At 57.2% G+C, this 22587-nt stretch carries 14 protein-coding genes; 11 read left to right on the top strand and 3 right to left on the bottom strand.

Annotated elements, in window-relative coordinates:
- The first annotated feature begins 95 nt into the window (after window positions 1-95).
- On the top strand, window positions 96-2171 hold the full coding sequence (locus D4A39_RS02205; protein WP_022986242.1) for an ATP-binding protein: 2076 nt from the start codon (window positions 96-98) through the stop codon (window positions 2169-2171).
- Between the two features lie 112 nt (window positions 2172-2283).
- On the opposite strand, the gene D4A39_RS02210 is transcribed toward D4A39_RS02205, so the two are convergent.
- Entirely contained in the window at window positions 2284-5082 is a 2799-nt protein-coding gene (locus D4A39_RS02210) for a hybrid sensor histidine kinase/response regulator (RefSeq protein WP_233552386.1), read from the bottom strand.
- A gap of 82 nt (window positions 5083-5164) precedes the next feature.
- Between D4A39_RS02210 and D4A39_RS02215 the strand changes: the two genes are divergently transcribed.
- From D4A39_RS02215 to D4A39_RS02250, 8 genes are all read left to right on the top strand, one after another.
- A complete protein-coding gene (locus D4A39_RS02215) occupies window positions 5165-6577 on the top strand; it encodes an alkaline phosphatase D family protein (RefSeq protein WP_022986240.1) in 1413 nt (470 codons plus the stop codon).
- A 246-nt stretch (window positions 6578-6823) separates the two neighbouring features.
- On the top strand, window positions 6824-7138 hold the full coding sequence (locus D4A39_RS02220; protein WP_022986239.1) for a DUF2288 domain-containing protein: 315 nt from the start codon (window positions 6824-6826) through the stop codon (window positions 7136-7138).
- Window positions 7139-7254: 116 nt separating this feature from the next.
- Window positions 7255-12054 carry an NAD-glutamate dehydrogenase gene (locus D4A39_RS02225; RefSeq protein ID WP_022986238.1) on the top strand — a complete coding sequence of 1600 codons (4800 nt, stop codon included), beginning with the start codon at window positions 7255-7257 and terminating at the stop codon, window positions 12052-12054.
- Window positions 12055-12164: 110 nt separating this feature from the next.
- Window positions 12165-13229, top strand: coding sequence for a PA0069 family radical SAM protein (locus D4A39_RS02230; RefSeq protein ID WP_119917413.1), 1065 nt, complete (start codon window positions 12165-12167; stop codon window positions 13227-13229).
- A 106-nt stretch (window positions 13230-13335) separates the two neighbouring features.
- A complete protein-coding gene (locus D4A39_RS02235; RefSeq protein WP_119917414.1) occupies window positions 13336-14097 on the top strand; it encodes an SDR family NAD(P)-dependent oxidoreductase in 762 nt (253 codons plus the stop codon).
- The gene (locus D4A39_RS02240; protein WP_022986235.1) at window positions 14094-14717 is read left to right on the top strand and encodes a TetR/AcrR family transcriptional regulator; all 624 of its coding nucleotides are present in this window, start codon (window positions 14094-14096) and stop codon (window positions 14715-14717) included. The genes D4A39_RS02235 and D4A39_RS02240 overlap by 4 nt, the downstream gene beginning before the upstream one ends.
- Window positions 14714-15331 (top strand): alpha/beta fold hydrolase, encoded by a 618-nt coding sequence (locus D4A39_RS02245; protein WP_119917415.1) that lies wholly within the window; start codon window positions 14714-14716, stop codon window positions 15329-15331. The genes D4A39_RS02240 and D4A39_RS02245 overlap by 4 nt, the downstream gene beginning before the upstream one ends.
- A gap of 20 nt (window positions 15332-15351) precedes the next feature.
- The gene (locus D4A39_RS02250) at window positions 15352-16758 is read left to right on the top strand and encodes an ABC transporter permease (RefSeq protein WP_119917416.1); all 1407 of its coding nucleotides are present in this window, start codon (window positions 15352-15354) and stop codon (window positions 16756-16758) included.
- Here the strand turns inward: D4A39_RS02250 and D4A39_RS02255 are convergent.
- Together D4A39_RS02255 and D4A39_RS02260 are read right to left on the bottom strand one after the other, a co-directional pair.
- A complete protein-coding gene (locus tag D4A39_RS02255; protein WP_158586910.1) occupies window positions 16733-18061 on the bottom strand; it encodes a rhomboid family intramembrane serine protease in 1329 nt (442 codons plus the stop codon). The two genes, D4A39_RS02250 and D4A39_RS02255, sit on opposite strands and share 26 nt — an antisense overlap.
- A 205-nt stretch (window positions 18062-18266) precedes the next feature.
- Window positions 18267-18734, bottom strand: a complete 468-nt coding sequence (locus tag D4A39_RS02260; RefSeq protein WP_119917418.1) for a hotdog fold domain-containing protein — start codon at window positions 18732-18734, stop codon at window positions 18267-18269.
- A 130-nt stretch (window positions 18735-18864) separates the two neighbouring features.
- Here D4A39_RS02260 and D4A39_RS02265 point away from each other — a divergent pair, with 130 nt between their 5' ends.
- On the top strand, window positions 18865-21792 hold the full coding sequence (locus D4A39_RS02265; RefSeq protein WP_119917419.1) for a DUF748 domain-containing protein: 2928 nt from the start codon (window positions 18865-18867) through the stop codon (window positions 21790-21792).
- A gap of 3 nt (window positions 21793-21795) precedes the next feature.
- Window positions 21796-22548, top strand: coding sequence for a hypothetical protein (locus tag D4A39_RS02270; RefSeq protein WP_022986336.1), 753 nt, complete (start codon window positions 21796-21798; stop codon window positions 22546-22548).
- Window positions 22549-22587 lie beyond the last annotated feature (39 nt).

Below are 22587 nucleotides of genomic sequence, written 5' to 3' on the forward strand. Positions count from 1 at the left end.
GAGTCCACTGAGCAGGGACGGGGCTACCGTTTTTGTGTACCTGTGTGGCATGGTTGGGGTTTGTGTTCTTGGTGATTCAGAGGGGAAAACCGGCAATGACGCTTCGTGCCCGTATTCGGTGGTTGTTGATACTGTCCACCGCGGCCTGTGTGTGCGTTGCGCTGCTGGCTCTGGCCAGGGTCAATCACAGCCTGCTGGAATCCATGCTGGAGTCGTCTGCTGAGCGGGAATTGAGTGTGGTTGAGAGTGCATTTCTTGATCAGCTTTCAGTATTGCGCATCCGGGCTGAAGATTGGAGCCGTCAGCCGGACTCCCCTCCAGGGAATCTGGGCGGGGTAGGTCAGCTTGATCTCATGCTGTCTCTGGATGGGGGGCGTCTCGGTAGTGCCCTTGGGGTTGAGGAGCCCGCACTGCCGGTATTCGAGCGTCTGGCAGACCGTTTTGAGGCGGAGGGCTGTGCCCCCATCTGGGGGGTGGTACGGGTAAACGGACGCCCGCTGCTTTTTAGTACTGCGGTGGAGCAGAATTGTCAGGCCTACCTGTTGGGTATCTGGATTGACGGTTACTGGCTTGAGTATCTCTCTGACAGGGTTGGGCATGCACTTTATGTGAGAGAGTTATCGCAGGAGGGGGGCGTGGAAAGGGGGCTATTCTCAGATGCTGAGGGGCTACTCAGGGGGCGCTTTCCGATTCCTGACTTCTTTGACGGCCAACCCCTTGAAATCGTTGTGGAATTACCAAGTGATGTGCAGGGGTTGAAGAGTACCGTCATCCTTCTCATGGCCTTGATTCTCAGCATTCTTGCGGCAATGACTGTGGCGGGAGTCTATTGGCGAATCCAGGGGCTGTTATTCGGCCGCCTGGGCTCGGTACACAATGCGGTTCGATCGATTGCCCGCGGCGGAACGCTTGACCAACGGGTCCCGGTGCTGGGCAACGATGAAATTGGAGAGCTTGCCGAGGACTTCAATGCCATGGTCGACAGCATTGATCATGCCCAAAACCAGTTGGCATCTGCCCGTCGCCAGGCGGAAGCTGCAAGCAAGACAAAAAGCCAGTTCCTCGCCAACATGAGCCATGAAATTCGCACGCCTATGACCGCTATTCTGGGGTATGCCGAGCTATTACGAGAAGGGCGCGGTAGTGATGCCGATCGCCAGCATTATTTGAATATTATCCAGCACAATGGGGATGCCTTGTTGGCGCTGATTAATAACGTGCTGGATTTGTCGCGAATTGAAGCAGGGCAATTGGATCGCGAGGAATCGGTATTCTCGGTAATAGAACTGTTGCAGGAGGTTGTTGAAAGCTTTCGCCTGCGTGCCGTTGAAAAGGGAATTGAACTTGCCCTGGAAATGGATGGGACCATGCCGGCTGCATTGAACGGAGACGTTTTCCGTCTACGCCAGATCGTGGTCAACCTGGTGGGGAATGCGGTCAAGTTCACTGAGCAGGGGACGATCCGAATACGCGTAGTGTGGCAGCGTCCGGATCAGCGGCTCAGCATCCGCGTTGAGGACACGGGTATTGGCATTACAGAGTCCCAGTTGCAGAGCATATTTCAGCCCTTTACGCAGGCCGATGTATCTCACACTCGCCGTTACACCGGCTCCGGGCTGGGGTTGAGTATTGCCCGTGAACTCGCCCGAGCCCAGGGCGGGGATATCAGCGTCACCAGCGATAGCACAGGGAGCTGTTTTACGTTGGAGATGCCTTTCGAGCTCGCCCTGGATGCGACAGTAGCGCCTTCGGTTTTGCCTGCGGGGGAACAGGCTCAGCCGTTGCCTCAGCTTAATGGCCGTGTCTTGCTGGTGGAAGACAATCAGGTTAATCGCTTGCTGGTGAAGACCTTGCTTGAACGTGCCGGCATGACGGTCGTCGAAGCGGAAAATGGGCGAGAGGCCTGCGAGGCATATCAGAATGACAGCCATTATTCTCTGGTGGTACTGGATATGCAGATGCCGGTGATGGATGGCTATGAGACAGCCAGGGCATTGCGTGATAAAGGATTTGAGGGCCCGGTACTGGCATTAACTGCAAACGTGCTGGCTGTGGACCGCCAGCGCTGTCTTGATGCCGGCTGCGACGCGTTTATGGGTAAGCCGGTTCGTAGCCGCGACTTGCTGGTGGCCTGTGCTGATTTGCTTGAGCCGTCGCTGATCGAGTCATAGTCCCTGAGGTTGGGCCGTCAGGGACATCACGGACTGGCAGTCGCCTTGCTCTGGTGATCCGAATAAAACGGCTCTGCGTGCGTCAGTTACGTTATGCCATTGTGTGGCGAGACTAGTCGCTACCTTTAGACATGGATAGCTGCGCTCGTTTCAGGGCTTCGCTGACCTGTTGCTGGGACACCGGCTTGCTCAGGTAATCATCCATCCCGGCATCTCGGGCTTTCTGAACATACTCATTGGTGGCGTGGGCGGACAGTCCGATGATCCAGCAATGAGGGTGGCTGCCTAGTTGCGCTTCCATTTCCCGGATTTCGCCAGTCGCCTGATAGCCGTCCAGCACCGGCATTTCACAGTCCATAAAGATGATATCCCAGTAATCCGGTTGCTCGCGAAGCAATGACAGTGCCTGCCCTCCATCGCTTGCTAACGTAGCCTGAATCCCGAGGGATTTGAGAATACTGTCAATCACAAGCTGATTCACAGGATTATCTTCTGCAACGATTACATTCAGGTGATTCGCTTTATCGAGGATTATCGCCCTGGCTTCGTATGGCGAAGAGTCGCTTCCTGTCTCGTCTTTCCCTGTTAGCAAACTGCGCTTGAGAGCCTGACAGGAAAACGGTGTTTCGATCATCAAAAGGTCTTCTGGCAGCGTTTCGCTGAGAGGTTCTCCGGTAGGGTGTAACAACAGCAGCGTGGGAGACTGGTAATGAGTCCTTAAACGTTCCACATAATGCGGATTTTCCATCACCGCCAGATCAGCGATTACGAAATCCACCGAGCGGGAGGGATTGATTGGATCCAGTGCCGTTTCCACATCCCGAAACTCATGGGTAGAGGCGCCCCAGCGGCTGAGAATTTGCGAGAGACTGAGAAGCTGGGCGGGGATGCTGGAAATAACCACCGCAGAGCGGTTTCGCAGTGCGGGTTGTTGCCGTGACTTGATCGCCTCCACAGGGAGGGATAACCAGAACGTTGCACCGCGTCCTAACGAGCTGGACACGCCTATATCGCCACCTAGCAGGTCGGTCAGTCGTTTACAGATGACCAGTCCGAGGCCTGCGCCGCCATGCTTGCTACGATTGGGGCGCTCGTTGATAGTTTGGAACAGCGTGCTTTGCTGGCCCTCATCCAGGCCAATACCTGTATCGACAACTTCGATCATCAACACGCATTGGTTCTGGCTATTTACAGGTTGTTTCAGCGTCAGGTGTAAAGCGATATTGCCGCGCTCGGTGAATTTGAAAGCATTACTGAGCAGGTTGGTAATGATTTGCTTGAGGCGGATGGGGTCAGTGCGGATTTGCTCGGGAACCCGGCTGTCTATGTGCATATACAGCGGGATTCTTTTTTCGCTGGAACGCAGCGCAAAAAGCCTGACACAATCATCGACCACGCTTTCCACGGCAACAGTCTGATAATCCAGTTCCAGTTTGCCCGATTCAATCCGCGAGTAGTCCAGGATGTCGTTGATGACGGTGAGCAGTGATTGGGTCGACTGATAGATCGTGCTGACGTATTGAGCCTGCTGTTGGCTTAATGGAGTTCGACGAAGCAAGTCCGTCATTCCCATGATTCCGTTCATCGGTGTTCGTATTTCATGGCTCATGGTAGCCAGGAACTCGCTTTTCGCATGGTTACGAGCTCCTGCCTTGAATGCTTCCATCTCGGCAATGGCTCTTTCACGAATAGAATCTGAGTGAGCTTCTTTTAACCGGTTAATTCGTCGTGCTAGAGCCAGAGAGAGTAATACGACCTCCAGGAAGACGCCGATCTGTACCAGGTTTTCTGTAACGCTGTTGCGAGAGATGATCCCATACTTGTTGAGCACCATGGTTGCTGCACCGACCATGAAACAGCCCCAGGCAACGGTGAAAATGCGGGCGTCAGGATCCCCTGCCCGCAAGCGAATCAAGCCGATGGTGAGGATGCTGAAATCCATGGCCAGGATGGCGAAAACAGAGACCGGGATCAGTGCCTCGCGACTACTGAAGGGAGCCGCGAGAAAGAGAAGGGTGCCAACCAGGACAAGTCCACGTAGCCATACTGCCATTCTGGGAGCCTTGTCCTTCAGTGACAGAAAATGGAGTGTGAAAAGCGACGGGAGAATGACAAGCAGGGGCAACAGAAAATGAATGATATAACTGCTTACCAGCGGTGAGTCTGGCCACAGATATCGCTGTGCGTAACCATGCAGGATGGCAAGAAAAAGCGTTATGGCGGCTGACCAGAACACATACAGTAAATACACTTTTTCCCGTACCGAGAAGAACAGGGTCAGGTTATACAGAATCATCACCAGCATTCCACCGAAGAAGATGCCCTGGACCATGGTCATATTCTGCGAGTACTTGGCGAATTGCTCCTCGGATTGCAAGGTCAGGGGTAATTGAATGCTGTGGGCGGAGGCGACAAGCAGATAGATGTCGCTGTTCTGACCTGTGGGTAGAGTCAGAGGAAATACGGGTGAGGGTTGCAGATTCGGACGCAGGGAAAATTCACGGTCCATTCCGGCTTGATAATGGGAAACCAGGTTTCCTCCGGCATCAAGCTGATAAACATCAATCTCCCCCAGCATGGCGTAGTCAACACGAAGCTGCCATTGGGTATGGAGATGATTCAGGTTACGAACCGAAAAATGGAACCAACAATGTTGAGAAGTAAAGCCCAGGTTGGGAGCGGCAGCGCCTGTCGAAAGCCAGTGAAGATCACTACGCATCCTGATGCCGGTGATGTCGGGCACATCCTCTTCTGAAGCACAAAAATATTGCACCCCAGGGTAGGGCTGTAGATTCTGTTGCTGTTCAGCAATAATCTGCGTACCTGTGCTGCTGGCCAAGCTGCCAGAGGTCAGGCACATCAGCATGATGCCAACAACGAAGTAGAGGGCGTATCCAGCGTCCTTGCACACTATGAATTGATCCTGGCAAAAGGTGGGTAAACTACTGGAATGCTAGCAGTGTGGGCCGGGGGGCTCAATCGAGAGGAAAAGAATGACAAGGATAGTTGAGCGCTTTGCGGTAGGGCCCATTGTCGGGGAGTCTGGTGATACCCATGTACGTGTGTTTGGGGCATTGCCCCAGGGAAGGCTGACGGCGGGACAAAAATTCCTCTGGGGCCGGATTCGTTGGCGTGAGGAAGGTCAGTCGCAATGGTCTGATGTTCGACGCTTTCGCTTGAACGGTAATTTTGATGGGTCGGGCGTGGTCATTCTCAACGGCCTCCGGCCTGGTGGCCGGTATGAATATCAGGCGGGTTGGGTGTCGGATGAGGAGCCCGCAGAACTGGATTGGTCTGCTGCCAGTGAGGGCAGTTTTGTGACCAACCAGCCGGATGCAGATCAGACCCGCTTTCTGTTTGGCTCCTGTTGCTACCGGTTTGTGGGTTTTGACGGCAAGATCCAGGACGACAGAGCCGACAAGATCTTTGCCGAAATGTCTGACCTGTCCACCCGCGAAAAGCCCGATTTTGTGTTGTTTGGGGGCGATCAGGTTTACGCCGACTCCCTTTACAACATTGGTGCGGCGGATAATCGCGGAGAGTTTTCTTCCCTGTACCGGGAAAGTTTTGCCCAGCCCAAGCTGGCCAGGCTGTTACGGGAAACCAACAGCTACATGATCCTGGATGATCATGAGATCGAGAATAACTGGCCGGAACGAGCCAATGCCGACCGCTGGACCAGCAAGTACCCGGCGGCCATCAAGGCGTACCAGATTTATCAGGCCTCCCATTCCCCGGCGGCCCCGCTCAATGAGGCTGGCACCTACCTGGATCGTGATCCGGATCGCTTCTGGTACACCTTTTCCCGTGGGCCTGCTGATTTCTTTGTGATGGATGTTCGTACTGAGCGGGTATTGAGCCGCTGGTCCTGGCAGCGGCGCATGATCAGCGAAGAGCAGGAGCAGGCCTTTGTGCGCTGGCTGGACACGGATCCCGACAGGATCAAGGTGCTGGTGACCTCTGTGGTGCTGTTTCCGGAGCAGCGCCGCCCGTTCCGTGGCAAAGATGCCTGGGAAGGCTTCCGTTATCAGCGGCAGCGTTTGCTGACGGCCATGGCGCAAAGTCGCAGTCGCAAACTGGTCGTCCTCAGTGGTGATGTCCATGCGTCACTCTATGCAAATCTCACCCTCAATGGGGGCAAGCAGGTGCACAGTTGGACCTGTTCCGGCCTGTTCTGGCCCACCGCACTGATGGCTTTCCGTTGGTATCGTCCGATGATCCGTGTGCCTGGCCTGCTCTATGGCGGCTGGGGGCGTCCACTGGGGCAAGTGAATGTGCCAGGACAGGTGTTCAGTGACAATGCGTTTTCCATGGTGGCCTTCACTGAAGAAGGAGCCCGCTTTGATCTTTATGACCGCAGACGCCGGCATGTGGCGGAGGCGAGCCAGGAGATTCGTTGGTCGTAAGCTTATGTCTGTGGCGCTTATGGCAAAAGGCTTACAGGAAGTCGGGCGATTTGCGACTTAAGGCGTCGTGGCGACAACGCTACAGTGGATCTCGCAAGGACGCGATAGAACACGGATGTTCAATTTCGGCCCGGTACAGCCCGCCCGCCATACCCCCAAAGATGGCGGGCGTTTCTTTTTACCCCCCCGTTTTGCCACTTCACATTCCATCAAGGATAATGCCCGCCCCAGAATACGGAGGCGACCATGTCTGCTAACGGTGAAGACCGCGATATCCTGAAAGCCAAACTCAACCAGGAAACCGCCAAGGCCAGCTGGGCCGAATTGCAGCCTTTTTTCGCCCGTGGTCAAACCATCTATGTGGCGCCTGGGCTGGATCTGGTCGATGTGGCCGTGGCGTTTTCGGAAGATAACGCCGCCGAGATCAGTCTGTGGCGTGAAAAGGGTCTGGTCGACAAGGTGTCGGACACGCAGGCGACACAGTGGTATGGCGCCGACCAGACTCTCTGGAGTGTGGTGGTCATGCCCTGGGTGCTGGTACAGCCAGAACAGCTACAGTAGTCCGCAAGCACGGTCTTCCCCGTCGCTTTCGCAAGGGTGGCAATCGTCATCAACCCCGGTATAGAGTGAACAAAAGGGCTGTGATGCCCTCACTCTGACGGATGCCGGAGGACTCGATGCAGGATGACATCGCCCAGCGTCAGGCCCTGTTGCAGGCGCAGCTGGAAAGCCTCGTTGCTGCCCAGGTCAACCCCGAGGAACAAAGCCTGTTCCGCCGCTTTCTCGCCGCCTATTTCGAAATGGCCAGTCTTGCCGCGCTGACTGCACGGCCCCCCGAACAGCTTTTCCAGATGGCCTGGCAGCATTGGCTGCTGGCCCGACACCGGGACCGCGAATTACTGATTCAGATTGAACCCCCGTCCCGTTCCGGGGCCATGGCTTGCCTGCGGACCGTGGCTGACGACATGCCATTTCTGGTGGACTCGGTGGCGATGGCGGTGAGGGATGCGGGTACCGCCATCGACTGGACCATTCATCCAGTATTGCAGCTACGGCGCGATGACAAAGGCCAGATCATCCAGGTGCAAGGGGTGAGCGACGGTGAACACCCGGCGGAATCGCTGATCCATGTCGAATTCGAGCCGCTGGGCAGCCTTGAGGCCTATGCACGCTTGCAGGAGCAGTTGGAGCTGGTGCTGGGGGAGTTGCGGGTGGTCGTCGCGGATTATCCGGCAATGCTCGCCAACCTGCAGGCAACCCGTGAGAATCTTTCTGGTCATTTTCCACAACGGGACCAGCAAGAACTGGAAGAAGCGGGGGCGTTTATCGAGTGGTTAAGCCTGGACCACTTTACCTTTCTCGGCTATGCCCGCTCCCATGCAGAGGTCGTGGATGATGGCATGCGACTGCATCTGGAAAATGAGGCCGGGCTGGGCATTGCCAGGCATGGCAGCCGTTATGCCGATGCGGATGAGTTTATCGCCCCCCATGATGAAATGGCCAAGTACATCAGCCATGGCCGGCTGGTGGTCGTAACCAAGGCCAACGCCCGTTCTTCGATCCATCATCCCCATTATATGGATGTGATTTCCATCAAGCGGTTGGCGCAGGACGGAAGTGTAGAGGGCACGGACCGCTATATCGGCCTGTTTTCCCTGGATGCCTATATCAATCGTCCCCGGGATATTCCGCTGATTCGCCGCAAGGTGAACTACGTGCTGGAGCGGTCACGGTTGCCCGAGCGCTCCCATTCCGGCAAGCACTTGCGAGACATCATTTACCAGTTGCCCCGTGATGAATTGTTTCAGTGCAGTGAAGAAGAGCTCTATCACATTTGCATGGGCATCCGGGCCCTGCGTGACCGTCATCATTTGCGCCTGTTCATGCGCCGTGATCGTTACGGTCGCTTTTACTCCTGCATGGTCTACCTCAGTCGTGAGCGCTACTCCCGTGAATTACGTGACCACGTTACCAATGAGCTGAAGAGCTTGTGTAATGGCTTGTCGGTGGAGCGCACGGTGGACTTCCTCCGTGAAGGGCTGGCGCGCATCCATTGCATTATTCGTATTCCCCAGGGAACGCATCTGGCCATGAGCGAAAGCCAGGTGGAGGAGCGACTGGTATCCGTGACGCGGTCCTGGTCGGATCAATTACGGGAGGTGCTGCACGAAGATGGCGATGAGGGAGTGAGCCTGGCGCGACGTTATGCCAGCGCCTTTCCGGTGGGGTATCAGGAAACCACCCGTGCCATGGAGGCTGCCGCTGACATTCACTACCTGTCGCAGTTGTCTGCTGACCAGCCGGTGTTGCCGTCTTTGGCGGTGTCCAGTGAGGAAGGGCCTGCCTGTCCCACCTGCTTGCGACTCTATTCCCGGGAAAAACCGATTGGTCTGTCGGATGTGCTGCCCATGCTGGAGCACTTTGGCTTGCGAGTGGTCAGTCAGGATCCGACCCGGGTGAGCGTGCGTGAAGAAGCCGATCAGTGGATCCAGGTGTTTGATGTCCGCGTCGCCGGCGATTGCGCGCTGGGTCCGGTCCAGCAGAAGCGCTATTTCGAGGAAGCCTTTCTTGCCTGTTGGCAGGGACGCATCGAAAACGATGGGCTCAACCGACTGGTGTTGCTGGCGGGGCTGGATGCCCGGCAGGTGGTTTGCCTGCGCACCCTGACAAAGTATCTGGTGCAAACCGGGCTGCCGTATTCGCAAAGCTATATGGAGCAGTTGCTGGCGGACCATGCCGTGATTGCGCGGTTGTTGGTGCAATTGTTCGAGAACCGTTTTGATCCTTCCTGTAGCGACAGCCAGCGCAGGGATGACGGCGTGAAACTGGCCCAGGCGCTGGACCATCACCTCGATCAGGTGGCCTCTCTGGATGCGGACCGGGTATTGCGGGCGTTCCTGAGCGTTGTGCGGGCAGGCTTGCGGACCAATTTCTATCAACCGGATGAGCACGGGGATAACAAGTCCTGGGTCAGCCTGAAGCTGGACCCGACGGTGGTATCCGAATTACCCAAACCGCTGCCCATGTTTGAAACCTTTGTGTATTCCCCGCAAATGGAGGGTATCCATCTGCGTGGCGGACCGGTGGCCCGTGGCGGGTTGCGTTGGTCAGATCGTCGCGAGGATTTTCGCACTGAAGTGCTGGGCCTGGTCAAAGCCCAGATGGTCAAGAATGCCATCATTGTGCCGGTGGGTGCCAAGGGCGGTTTCGTGGTCAAGCAGGGGAACCCGGCGGACCGTGATGCCTGGCAGAAACAAGGGATCGCCTGCTACAAGCAGTTCATCCGTGGCCTGCTGGATATCACCGATAACCGGGAAGGGGAGACGGTCGTGCCGCCCCCTGGGGTGGTGCGCCACGACAAGGACGACCCCTATCTGGTCGTGGCTGCCGACAAGGGGACCGCGACTTTCTCGGATATCGCTAACGGTCTGGCGGACGAATACGGTTTTTGGTTGGGTGATGCCTTTGCCTCTGGCGGCTCGGCAGGCTACGACCACAAGAAGATGGGCATCACCGCCCGCGGCGCCTGGGAAAGTGTGAAGCGGCACTTCCGTGAAAAGGGCAAGGACATCCAGAGGCAGCCCTTTACAGTGGCCGGTATTGGCGACATGGGAGGCGATGTCTTCGGCAATGGCATGTTGTTGTCGGAACAGATTCGGCTGGTGGCAGCGTTTAACCACCTGCACATTTTTATCGACCCTGATCCTGATCCGGCGGCCACATTCGTGGAGCGCCAGCGGCTGTTCAACACCCGTGGTACCAGCTGGGATGATTTCGATCGTACTTGCCTGTCTGAGGGTGCAGAAGTCTATTCTCGCAGTGCCAAGAGCCTGACGCTCAGTGAGCAAGCCTGCGAAGCCCTTGGGATCGCGCAGCGGACCCTGACCCCGGCTGAATTGATCACGGCGATTCTCAAGGCACCAGTGGAACTGCTCTGGAATGGCGGGATCGGCACCTATGTCAAAGGCAGCAATGAAAGCCATGCCCAGGTGGGTGACCGGGCCAATGAGGCGATTCGCATCAATGGCCGTGAACTGCGCTGCGAAGTCGTGGGTGAGGGCGGTAACCTGGGGCTGACTCAGCTCGGGCGCATTGAATATGCCTTGAACGGTGGGCGAATCAATACCGATGCCATTGATAATTCCGGTGGTGTGCATAGTTCCGACCGGGAAGTGAACATCAAGATTCCGCTCAACCAGCGCATGCGCGATGGCCGCCTTGATCGGGACACCCGTGATCCCATGCTGGAGCGCATGACCGACGACGTGGCGAGCTCGGTGCTGCGGGATAATTATGTACAAAGCCTGGCGTTAAGCCTGCTGGAATACGACGCCGAAAGTCGTCTCGACGAGCACGCCAACCACCTCCGGACGCTGGAGCGACAGGGTATCCTCAACCGGGCTGTGGAATACCTGCCGGATGATGAAAGTCTTGGTGAGCGTCGTACCCGAGGCATGGGGCTGACCCGCCCCGAACTGTCCGTGCTGCTGTCGTACACCAAGAATGCGCTGTTTGATGCGGTGTTGGCGTCGGACGTGCCAGACGACCCGTTCTTCGATCAGGATGTGCTTCACTATTTCCCGGACGAAATGGTTCAGCACTATCGCGACGACTTGCTGCAACATGGCCTGCGCCGGGAGTTGATTGCCACGGTGCTGGCCAATGCTGTGGTTAACCGCATGGGATTTGCCTTTGTGCATCGTTTCGCCGATGAGCATGGCTTGTCCCGGCATCGTATGGTGAAAGCGTACGCCATGGCCCATGCCGTTTTTGATGGCGACCTCTACTGGGCACCGGTGGATGGTCTGGATGGGCAGGTGGACAGTCAGGTGCAGTTGCGCTTGTACGGCCGGGTGATTGGGCTCATGAAGCACATGACCACCTGGTTGCTGTTCTACAAGTGGGGGCGTCGCCCGGTGGCGGAGGCGGTGAATCGATACCGAAAGCCCATCGCCGAGCTGGAAGCCATGCTGCCAGAGGTCCTGCCGGGCAGTTACCGGGAAGAATGGCAGCAGGCGGTAGAGGGCATGGGGGACGATGGGGTTCCTGCCAAAGAAGCCCGATTGTTGGCCAACACCATGGTGCTGGGTAGCGCGCCGGATATTGTCGAGCTCGCCTCGCAGGCACAGGTGCCCCTCGCCATGGCGGCTCAGGTGTACTTCGCGGTAGGCGACCGGCTCAATATTCTCTGGCTGCTGTCGGCGATCATTGATCTGAATGTGCAAGGGAAATGGCAGGCGCTGGCCCGGGCCAATCTGCGCGAGGATACCTACCGCCTGCATCGGCAGGTGGCGGCCAAGGTACTGGAGCAGGAAGGCGATAGTGCCGATGCCCGGTTCACGGCCTGGCAGGAGAAATCCCGCAACAAGGTACAGTTCGGCATGCACCGGCTGCAGAGTCTGCAGGCGGACAGTCCCCATGATTTCATGACACTGGCGGTAGGGGTGCGTGAATTGCGCAAGTTACGCAGCCTGTAGGTGAAAACGCTCTGAGGTGACTGTGTTGATGGCCGTAATGGTGCAACAGACTTGAGCCCGGACCCTCGCTAATATACTGTTCATATGGTCAGTATATTGAGGGGGCGATTATGCCAGCTGTCAACCGTGGCACTCTTAGCCGGATTCCCGGGCGCTTCGCCAGCCGTCACAGTGATTTGGACGAGGCGCCCCAGAATCGGCCCACCCGCTACCACCGGGAAATTGCCAAAAGTATTATTGTGACCAACCGCAGTCCGGATTTGCCTTTTTCCCAGAGCATCAATCCCTATCGCGGCTGTGAACATGGCTGCATTTATTGTTACGCGCGCCCGAACCATGCCTATGTGGATCTCTCTCCCGGGCAGGATTTCGAAAGCGAAATTTTCTGCAAGGAAAATGCCGCCGAGGTGTTGCGTGAAAGCCTTCGCAAGCCGGGCTATCAATGCCAGCCCGTCGTTCTGGGTACTGCCACCGATCCTTACCAACCCGCCGAACGTGAGAGACGACTGACACGGGAGATGCTTCAGGTACTGGCGGATAGCCAGCATCCTTTCAGTCTGATTACCAAGAGTACCCTGGTGCTGCGGGATCTGGATTTGATTGCACCGATGGCACGGGCTGGACGTGCCTCGGTGACGGTGTCGGTCACGACCCTGGATAATCGTCTCAAGGCGCAACTGGAGCCGCGTGCCAGTGGCGGCAAGGACCGACTGCGGGTCATTCGCGAGTTAAGCCGTGCGGGTGTGCCTGTGAGTGTGTTGGTGGCGCCGGTGATTCCTTTTATCAACGATCACGAACTGGAAGATATTGTCGGGCAGGTGGCCATGGCCGGGGCAGAGCATGCCGGCTATGTGGTGTTGCGGTTGCCTCATGAGGTGGGCCCCTTGTGGGAAGAGTGGCTGGCGGAGCACTACCCTGACCGGGCAGAGAAGGTCATGTCTGTGATGCGTGATTTGCATGGGGGGGCCATCTACAACAGCCGCTGGCATCAGCGGCAGTCGGGGCAGGGTGCCTGGTCACACCTGCTGCGCCAGCGCTTTGACACCGCCTGTCGTGCGGCTGGACTACAGGGGCGAGAGACACTGGCGCTGGACACTAGCGGTTTCGTAGCGCCGGGCCCCCACGGTCAATTGGCACTCTGGGACGCGCAAAGCGCGGTGATTGGCCCACGGTGACAGGGGGTGAATGGGCTGTCGTGGTAAATTAGTTACCCAAGGTTACTTATTGGGGTGGTGGACTCGTCGACATGCTGCCCCACGACAGTCTATTCGGGAGAGTCGCATGCATGCTGTTTTGGTTACCGGTGCCAGCGCCGGGATCGGAGAAGAATTTGCCCGTCAGTTGGCAGCAGAAGGACAGCACCTTGTCCTGGTGGCACGGCGTCTGGATCGATTGGAGGCCCTGGCCAGTGAGCTGAAGGCGCGTCATAACATCGAGGTTGCCTGTATTGCTTCAGATCTGGCAGTGGCCGGCGCGGCGCAGGCACTGGTGAGTGAGCTGGACACGCGGGGTATTACCCTTGGCGGGTTGATCAATAATGCCGGTTTTGGCGACCGCGGGGGTTTTCAGGCGTTATCACTTCAGCGACAGCTGGATATGATTCAGGTGAACGTCACGGCCTTGGTGGATCTGACCTGGCGGCTGCTGCCGGGGCTCAAGTCCCGGCCTAACAGCTTTGTCATCAATGTGGCGTCTACTGCGGCCTTTCAGGCCGGGCCCAATATGGCGGTCTACTATGCCAGCAAGGCGTTTGTGCTTTCCTTCAGTGAAGCCCTGCATGAAGAGCTCAAGGGAGAGGGCGTTGCGGTCAGTGCCTTGTGTCCGGGCGCCACGGATTCTGAATTCGCCAGCGAAGCGAATATGACCAATACCCTGCTATTCAAGGCAGGAACCATGACCCCGCAAGCAGTGGTCAGCAAGGCGTTAGCCGGAAGACGCAAAGCCATTGTTATCCCCGGTTGGAAAAACCTGATCACCGTTTGGCTGGGCAAGGTGTCGCCACGGGCAGTGACGCGCAAGCTGGCTGGTCTGTTGCAGCGATGAATCAGTGCCGCTTCCAGCGAGCCCGCTCGCCAGAGCAGAAGGCCCTGCGGCGTGCGCAGATACTTGATGCTGCGGCGGGATATTTTTCACGACAACGATTCGAGACCATCAGTCTGGTCGATATCGCACGTCAGGCCGGTGTCACCAAGGCTGCGCTCTATCGGTATTACCCCTCCAAGGAAGCCCTGTTTCTGGCGCTGTACCTCGGTGAACTGGAAGACATGGTGGCAGTGCCATTGCCGGAGGGGCAGGCGGGCCCCATGTGGGAACGCCTCAGCGAGCTATTGCTGAGCAGACCCCTGTTCTGTCGGCTGACGGCAATTCTTCACAGTGTGCTGGAGCAAAACCTGGATGCGGATCAGGCGCGCCGCTTTAAAGCGTCGTTACTGCAACATTTCACGATTTTAGCCCAGCGGTTGTCGGATCACTTCGGGTTACCTGTCGACAAGGCCGGCACTTATCTGCTGCAGGTCCAGCAGGCGCTTATCGGTTGCTGGGCCCTGAGTCACCCTGCGCCCGTGGTGGCGGACGTTATCAAACAACCTCCCCTTGATCTGTTCCAGGTGGATTTCAGGCTGGCCTTGCAAGCCCATCTGAAAGCACTCGAAGACGCGTTATGACACTAATCAGTTCGGCCAAAAACCCCGTGGCTACCCTGTTGTTGGCTCACGGCGCAGGGGCTCCCATGGACAGCCCGTTTATGGAATTGCTGGCAGAGGCGTTGGCTGACCGGGGAATTCAGGTGGTGCGCTTTGAATTCCCCTATATGCAGCGCAGACGCGAGGAACAGCGCAAGTTTCCCCCGAATCGCGCCCCCCAACTGCTGGAGGCCTTTGCCAGGCAAGTGGCCAGCGTTGAGCGGTCAGGCCTGCCCTTGTGGGTCGGCGGGAAATCCATGGGCGGTCGGATGGCATCAATGCTGGCAGCGGAGGGCGCGAGCGAGATCGATGGTGTCGTCGCGTTTGGCTACCCGTTTCATCCTCCCGGCAAACCCGAAAACACCCGAACGGAACACCTGGCCTCACTCGCGGTGCCGATGCTGATTTGTCAGGGTGAGCGTGATCCGTTTGGGAAACCGGATGAAGTTGGCGAGTATCCGTTGGGGGGCGGGATTGAGGTACACTGGCTGCCTTCGGGGGATCATGATTTCAAGCCACTCAAACGCAGCGGTTTGGATCAACAGGATCTTATCAACATGGCGGCAGACAGAACGGCCGCTTTTATCAAACGCTAAACAAGTCTGAGGGGGCATGCATGGAAGCATGTGGATACCATTCGCGTAAACCGGCAAGTTGGGTCTGTGAGGGCTGTAACAAACCCTACTGTACCCAGTGCGTACCCGGTGGAGAGGCCAATTTTGCGGCCGGCCAGCCCCGTTGCCCTTTATGTAGCCAGCGCCTGGAGTGGCGCGGTGACGGTCAGCCCGGCTTGCCATTCTGGAAGCGTTCAAAAGATATTCTTCGTTACCCTGTTCAGCTGCCAGCGCTGTGGCTGGTATTACTCTTTGGCGGCGCGAATGCGGCCATCGGAGGGCTACCCACCCTGCTTCTGTTCCTGTTTGTTGCCATGCTGTTGTCGGTGTACTCGTTGCTGGTGATTGCAGACGTTGCCGGTGATAAGTGGACGCCGCCGTCTCCCATGGATGCCATTAGTGAGGGCGGGCTACTGGTACGCCAGATTGGTGTGATGCTGGTTTTATTTGTTGGACCGGCTTTGTTGGCGGGGGTGTCGATGGTTCTGACGCTGGGTTTGCTGGCCCTGGCTGCACTGATTCTGCCTGCTGTTCTGATGATTCTTGCGGTTAGCCGGTCGTTGCGAAGCGCTCTAAACCCACTGCGCTGGCTGCAACTCATCGTGACCGTTGGTGGGTCATATCTTTTGCTGTGGCTCGCGGTCATGGCAGTTTCCGCGGCGCCGGCCATGCTGGAGTCCGGGGATGCCACCGCCCCGCTTGTTTTCGTGGGCGGTGTCTTTTCTGCCTATACCACGTTAGTCGCTGCGGCGATGATGGGCGCGCTGTTGAATGAGAAGGCAAGAGAACTCGGTCTGGCGGCTGATGAAGATCGAGGGCGCTCACTGTCCGCAGATGATTATGAGGTTGCCGAGTCGCTCGGAATTGCTCATATCTATGCTCAGGAAGGTCGTCTTGAAGATGCGTTGAGACTGATTAACCGCGGCCTTGGCACCGCACCCATGCACCAGGAACTTAACTGGCGTCGCCTGCGGTTGTTAAGACTGCTAGGGAAGGAAAAACCCTGGAAAGAGCATCTCATGCGTTTCATTCGTGCCCAGCACAGCATGGGTAATCAAGGGACTGCGGTGCAGATATGGCTGGAAGCGCTACAGCAGGAGTCCGGGATGCGCCTGGAGGATGATCCGGCATTGAGTGTGTCGCTTGCCCGTTCTCTGCATGAGCGTGGGCGGGTGCCCGAAGCGAGACGATTACTGGTGAACATGCACAAATGGTCTCCCGGGTTCAGCGGGCTTGCGGAGGCGTATTTGTTGCTCGCTCACTTGTATCTGGAAGAGGGAGATGCAGGCACCGCCGGGAAACTGCTGGGCTTTGTGAAACGTCAGTCTCCTGGCACGCTGGAAAGTGACGAGGGGACGCAGGTCCTGTCGCTATTCCATCGTCTCAGCAGCCCGCAATCTGTGCACTGAGTTTATCCAGTCGGGGGTGCTGCCATTGCTGCTGCTGGAGGCTCGCTACCAGCGCTTTGGCTTTGGCGACCTGTTTTTGTTTCCAGGCCAGTTCTGCCAGCAAGAGCCGAAAAGGGGGGGGGAGCGTTGCGACATCGCCACCCAGTCTTTCAAATTCTTCCCATAACCACCAAAGCGTGCCGGCACTGGCGGGTAGAGTGTTAAGCTTCTTCATGGCATCTTTCATGTTGCTATCAAGCTGCTGTTGGCGCAGCCCCATCAAGAGGAAGAAGCCCAACAAGGGCCGGCTTTGAGGGTGCTGCTCCAGCAGTTGCCTGCAGCGCTGACCCGCTTCATCAAAGCGCAGTTGCTCGGCAAGCTGGAGGCAGCTTTCAGGGACTTCCCGCTCATTACTGTCAGTGTTGCTTCCTGCCCGCTGATGGCGAGATTGACCGGTCCAGGGAAGTGCCGCGGCAATAAGGACGCCGCTGATCAAGCCGCCGGCATGGGCCAGGTAGGCTACATTGCTTTGTACTGTGGCCGATTGCACCAGCTCCCAACCCAGCCAGACAGGAAACAGTACCAGCGCTGGCGCTTTAAAGCTGCCGAACAGAAACCCCAGTGTGTAGAAAAATTCCAGCTTCTTAAGGCGGTAGGTGCCGGCATAGAGTCCCATCAGGCCGGAAATAGCCCCGGACGCTCCCACCAGTGGGATACCGCTTTCCTGATTCAACAACACGTAAAACACACCGGCACCGATCCCGGATAACAGGTAGGCGCCAAGGAAGCGCCTGGAGCCCCAGTAGCGTTCCATGGCAATACCAAAAATGATCAGCCATACCATGTTGCCAAGCAGGTGGAACCAGTCGCCGTGCATGAACATTGATGAGAGCAGGGTCGTCGGTGTGGTCGAGTTGGGCGTGAGTCCCCACCGGAAAGTGGACAGGGTGGCTGTCCACTCCTCCAGCTGAGAGCGTAGTTCCTGCCACTGATGAGTGGGCGGCTGTTGCTGCCAGTGTGCGTGGATCACTTGGGCAAAGGCCTGATCAAACCAACCGTATTGCCACATGAAGTCGGGGCCTCGGTCGCCCATGGCTAAAGCATCGGAGTAGGTACGGGCATCGCCCTGGGCAAGCCACTCGAGCAAGAGGCCGGATTCATACTCGGCTAGTATGTTGGCTTGCTCTTCGCTGAAGGGGTCGTCCAGCTGATGGTCCTGATGGGTGCAGATCGCGTAAACCAGCGTGTTAAGTATGATCAGAAAAATGCATACCCACGGCGGCGCGCGATGCCCTTCTTTTTCGCCAACGGGCAAAATCAGCATGGTTATCCTTCCCCTCATGTCTCGAGCCAACGCATCCTGCGTTCAACCCTGGTGATGCCTTTCTGTGGGGCGTTGGCACGTTAGTTTTATTGTGTGCCTAAAAGGCTTGTGCGATGCAGTGTACCGTTATGTTGGCTTGGGGTGGAGGTCTTGAGTCTGTAACCGGAGGGAAAGGCGGGCCACCTGAGGGGTGGCCCGAGTCAGGTTATTTCTTGGGCTTTTCGCTGACCCACAGGTTAATGGTGCCTTCTACGACCACCGTGCCGTCGTCACGCATGGCCTTGACAGTGACAGGCAGGTCACCGGGCTTCCAGTCTTCCGGTTTTACCTCGGCAGTGGCGGTGATGTTGCTGCTGGCCTTGGCGGTGTAATTCACGTTCATGCCTTTGGGGATCCAACGCAGGTGCTTGGGAATCGACGATTCCGCCATGGCCCCCATGGCGCATTCCAGGGCATTACAAATGGCGATCACATGGACTGTCTGGATGTGATTCTCCACCCCTTTGCGTTTTTTGAATTTCACTTCGCAGAAGTTGGGGCGCAATTCCGTGATGACCGGCGTGATGGTGGCAAAATAGGGGGCCTTGCGGCTGAACACCATGGAAAACAGCTTGCGACCGGCAGGCAGTTTCAGTGTTTTTTCATAAAGGTTGAGCAGGTAGTTGTCACTCATGACGGTTCTCCCGTAGATATTGCCGCCATTGTCCACGCCAAGGGGAGGGCTGCAATGGGTTTAGCGCGCCATTGTCACGCTCAACTGCTACCATGGCGTCAGGATCAGAATCAGTACAAGAGGTGGGGTAGTGAAGGTCACGCAATCTTGGAAAAGCGCCAGCTGGAAGGGCAAAACACTGGTGGTTCTGGCGTTGTTGTTCGTGCTGTATACCCTGGTGGGTTTCTTTGTGGTGCCGGGGCTGGTCAAGGATAACGCCCGACAGGCGCTGGCTGATCTGACGGGCCGCGACGTCACCATTTCCGAAGTGCGTTTTAACCCTCTGGTACTCAGTGCAGAGGTCGATGGCTTTGCCATTGCGGATGAGCAGACTGAGGTGCTGGCCGGTTTTGATCGTCTGTATGTGAATTTTCAGCTCTCTTCCCTGTTCCGCTGGACCTGGTACTTCGACGAGATCAGCGTAGAGGGCCTGACATTACGGGCCCAGCGGAATCCTGAATCCGTTTTCAATTTCGATGATGTGATCGCCCACGCCCAGGCGCAGTTTGCCGAGGGCCCGGCAGAGCCTAAGCCAGTGGGGAGCGATGAGGATGAGGGCGGGTTGCCGAGCCTGGCTATTGCCACCATGACGCTCACCAATGGTGACCTGCGCTATACCGAGGCCACCGGCAAGGAGCCGCATCAACTGACTTTGCCCGTGGCATTTACCGTCAGCAATTTCTCGACGGTATCGAAGGGCGAGGGTCAGAATGATTATGCCATTCGCCTGGAAGGCCCGGATGGCGGGGTGTTCGACTGGAATGGCCATTTCGAATTCAGCCCCTTTGTTGCCAATGGCCGGTTGCAGGTGCAAGGGGTAGACCTGGTTTCACTGGCCAGGCTCGGGGCAGAACAGGTGCGCTTCACTGTGCCTTCGGGCGAGCTCGATGTGGAAGCCGAATATGCCTTTAATGCCGAGCCTGATGCTCAATTGATGGTCAGCAAGGGCCAGGTGGTGCTGCGCGATCTGGCGATTCAGAACCCTGCCGAGGAGACCCCAAGCCTGTTGCTGCCTCAGGTAAAGGTGTCCGGTGTTGCGGTAGATACCCTTTCACAGACGGTGAATATTCCCGAGGTGCTGATCAATCAACCGCATATTCGGGCCATCCTGGGGAGTGCGGGCCTTGATCTGGCGACGCTGTTTCTGCCTCCGGATCCCGATGAAGCTGAAGAGCGTAAACAGGTCGTCAAGGAAAAAGCCCAGCAGGCGGCAGAGAGAATTGCTGAAGCAGAAACCCTGTGGGTGCTTCACCTGGATGCCTTGAAAGTGGATGGTAACCGGTTCGAGTTTGTGGATCGCACCCTGAATCCGGCGCAAACCGTGATGCTGGAAGAGGGCGTGTTTACGCTCAAGGATCTGGTGGTCGGAGAAGAATCGCCGTTCAGTTGGGAAGGCGCGGCCACTGTACTGGGTGAAGGCAAGTTGAGTCACACCGGGAAAGGCCAGCTCGCCCCATTGTCCATCAATACGTCGGCTTCCCTGACGGCGCTTCCGCTGGCGCCTTTGTCGCCGTGGCTGGAGCGGGAGATGCCGCTGCGCCTGGCGGCGGGCTCACTGGGTCTTGAATTGAACACCGCAGTGGAAGGGGAATCACCGGATTTCACGGTAACAGGGGATGTGGCGGTGGATGGGCTGAACCTGCTGGAGAACGGTAGCCCGCTGCTCAAACTGAACCAGACCCGAATCAAGGGGCTCTCGTTGTCCACTGCCAACCAGCAAGTCGGCATCAACGAGATTGCGCTGACGGGTATGGATATGCTCCACCGCATTGATAATCAGGGGCGAGATGCTTCTGCGCGCATTGAGGCAGGTACCCGCCCGGCCCCCGCGGCACAGGGCAGCGAATCGTCGGCGCCCTGGCAAGTGGGCATCAAGCGCGTTCGCCTGGTGGGCAGCCAGGTACGCCATGAAGACCTGTCGGTGAGTCCGAACTTCAAGATCGGCTTGTATCAGCTTTCCGGGGTGGTCAGTAATTTGAGCACGCGTCCAGGCAGCCGGGCGAGTCTGGACCTGAATGCCCAGGTCGATCGTTATGCGCCGTTCAGTATCAAGGGCAGCCTGTCACCGGAGCCTTTGTTTACTGACATGAATGTGTCTCTCAAGAACTATGAAATGACGGGCTTGACCCCCTTTACGGGCCATTATCTGGGCTACAAGGTAGAAAAAGGTCAGTTGGGCGTGGAGACGGAAGTGTCCATTGAGAATCGCCACCTGGACAGCGTCACAGATATTCAGGCAGACCAGTTTTATCTGGGCGAGAAAGTTCCGAGCGACGAGGCCGTCAAGGCGCCCGTCAAGCTGGGCCTGTCCGTGTTGCGGAGTCGTTCTGGTGAAATCACCCTGCCGGTGAAAATGTCCGGTGATCTTGATGATCCGAGCTTCAGTGTCAGTGGCATGATTCTGAAAGTGCTCACCAATATCATCGTCAAGGCTGCCACGGCCCCGTTCTCTGTGCTGGCCGGGCTGGCCGGAGGGGAGAACCTGGAGCAGATCACCTTCACACCGGGCAGTGCCGAGGTGGGCCCCCAGACGCTTTCGTCTCTGGATGCGTTGTCCAAGGTGCTGGCGGAAAAACCGCACCTGAATATCGGATTGGTCGGTACTACCAACGCGGATGACCGGACAGCATTGGCGGCGCAACGTGTTGGTGATGATATTGATGGCCGTGACTGGACCAGTATTGATGTTGCGGTTCAGGACAAACGTTTGCGCCGCAAGCTGATTCGCCGCTATGAATCGGAGACGGACAAGGAGGTTGAGACGCTGGTCAGTGCGTCGTTGCCAGAAGAGGAAGAGGCCGCCGATGCGATTCTGGCCCGTGCGGCCTGGGATGCCATGGTGACCCAGGAAGCGCAGGCGGTGACCCGTGAGCAACTGGTGGAGTTGGCCCGGTTGCGTTCAGAGAATGCCAAAGCCGCGCTGGTACAGGAATTCGAGGTTGCCCAGGCCCGTGTCTATCTCAATGAATCCACATTGGACGGTGAAGTGTCTGGCCTGACCCTGACCCTGGAAAAATAACCAATGGCAGTGGTATGGAGTGCGGATCGCGATGGTGTGCACTACGAAGTTCGCCAGGCAGGGAAAACGCTACGCCTGTATGCCAACGGCATTCAGCATTCCGAGTTTCATCCCGGACGCTTGCTGACAGGAAGCGTCTGGGATTTGCTCTGGTTGCCGGCCCTGTTGCATGAGCCCAGCCAGTGTCGACGGGTTCTGGTACTGGGACTGGGTGGGGGGTCCCTGATTCCCCCGTTGCGCCGCTTGCTTGACCCGGAGATTCTGATGGCGGTGGAGCTGGATGCGCCGCATCTGGAGGTCGCCCGCGAGGTATTTGCCATTGAGTCGTTTGGGGTCGACACCTGGCTGGCCGATGCCAGGTTATGGCTGCAGGCCTACGATGGTCCTCCCTTTGACTTGATCATTGAAGACCTGTTTGCGCCCAGCAATGATCAGGTGACCCGTGCCGTAGCGGCGGACCCTGAGTGGTTTGCCTGTCTGGCGGATAACCTGACCCCGACGGGAACACTGGTGATGAACTTCGGCGACTGGCAGGAATACCGAGATAGCCCTGTGGCGGCTGACTGGCCATTGGCCGAGCATGGTTTTGCCAGCCGTTTCCGATTGTCTTGCAGTGATTGTCACAATGCCGTGATGGCGTTTACCCGTGAGCCCGCGCGCAGCATTCACCTGCGTCGACGTATTGCCAACACGCCTGAATTGAACGGTTTTCTGGCGAAAAGGCGGCTGGATTACCACATCCGGCAACTGGACTAATCTCTCGCCGCTTTCTTCTGTTCTGCTTTCGCGTTTCTT

Origin of the sequence: Alcanivorax profundi, assembly GCF_003597125.1 — a bacterium.
Lineage (GTDB): Bacteria > Pseudomonadota > Gammaproteobacteria > Pseudomonadales > Alcanivoracaceae > Alcanivorax > Alcanivorax profundi.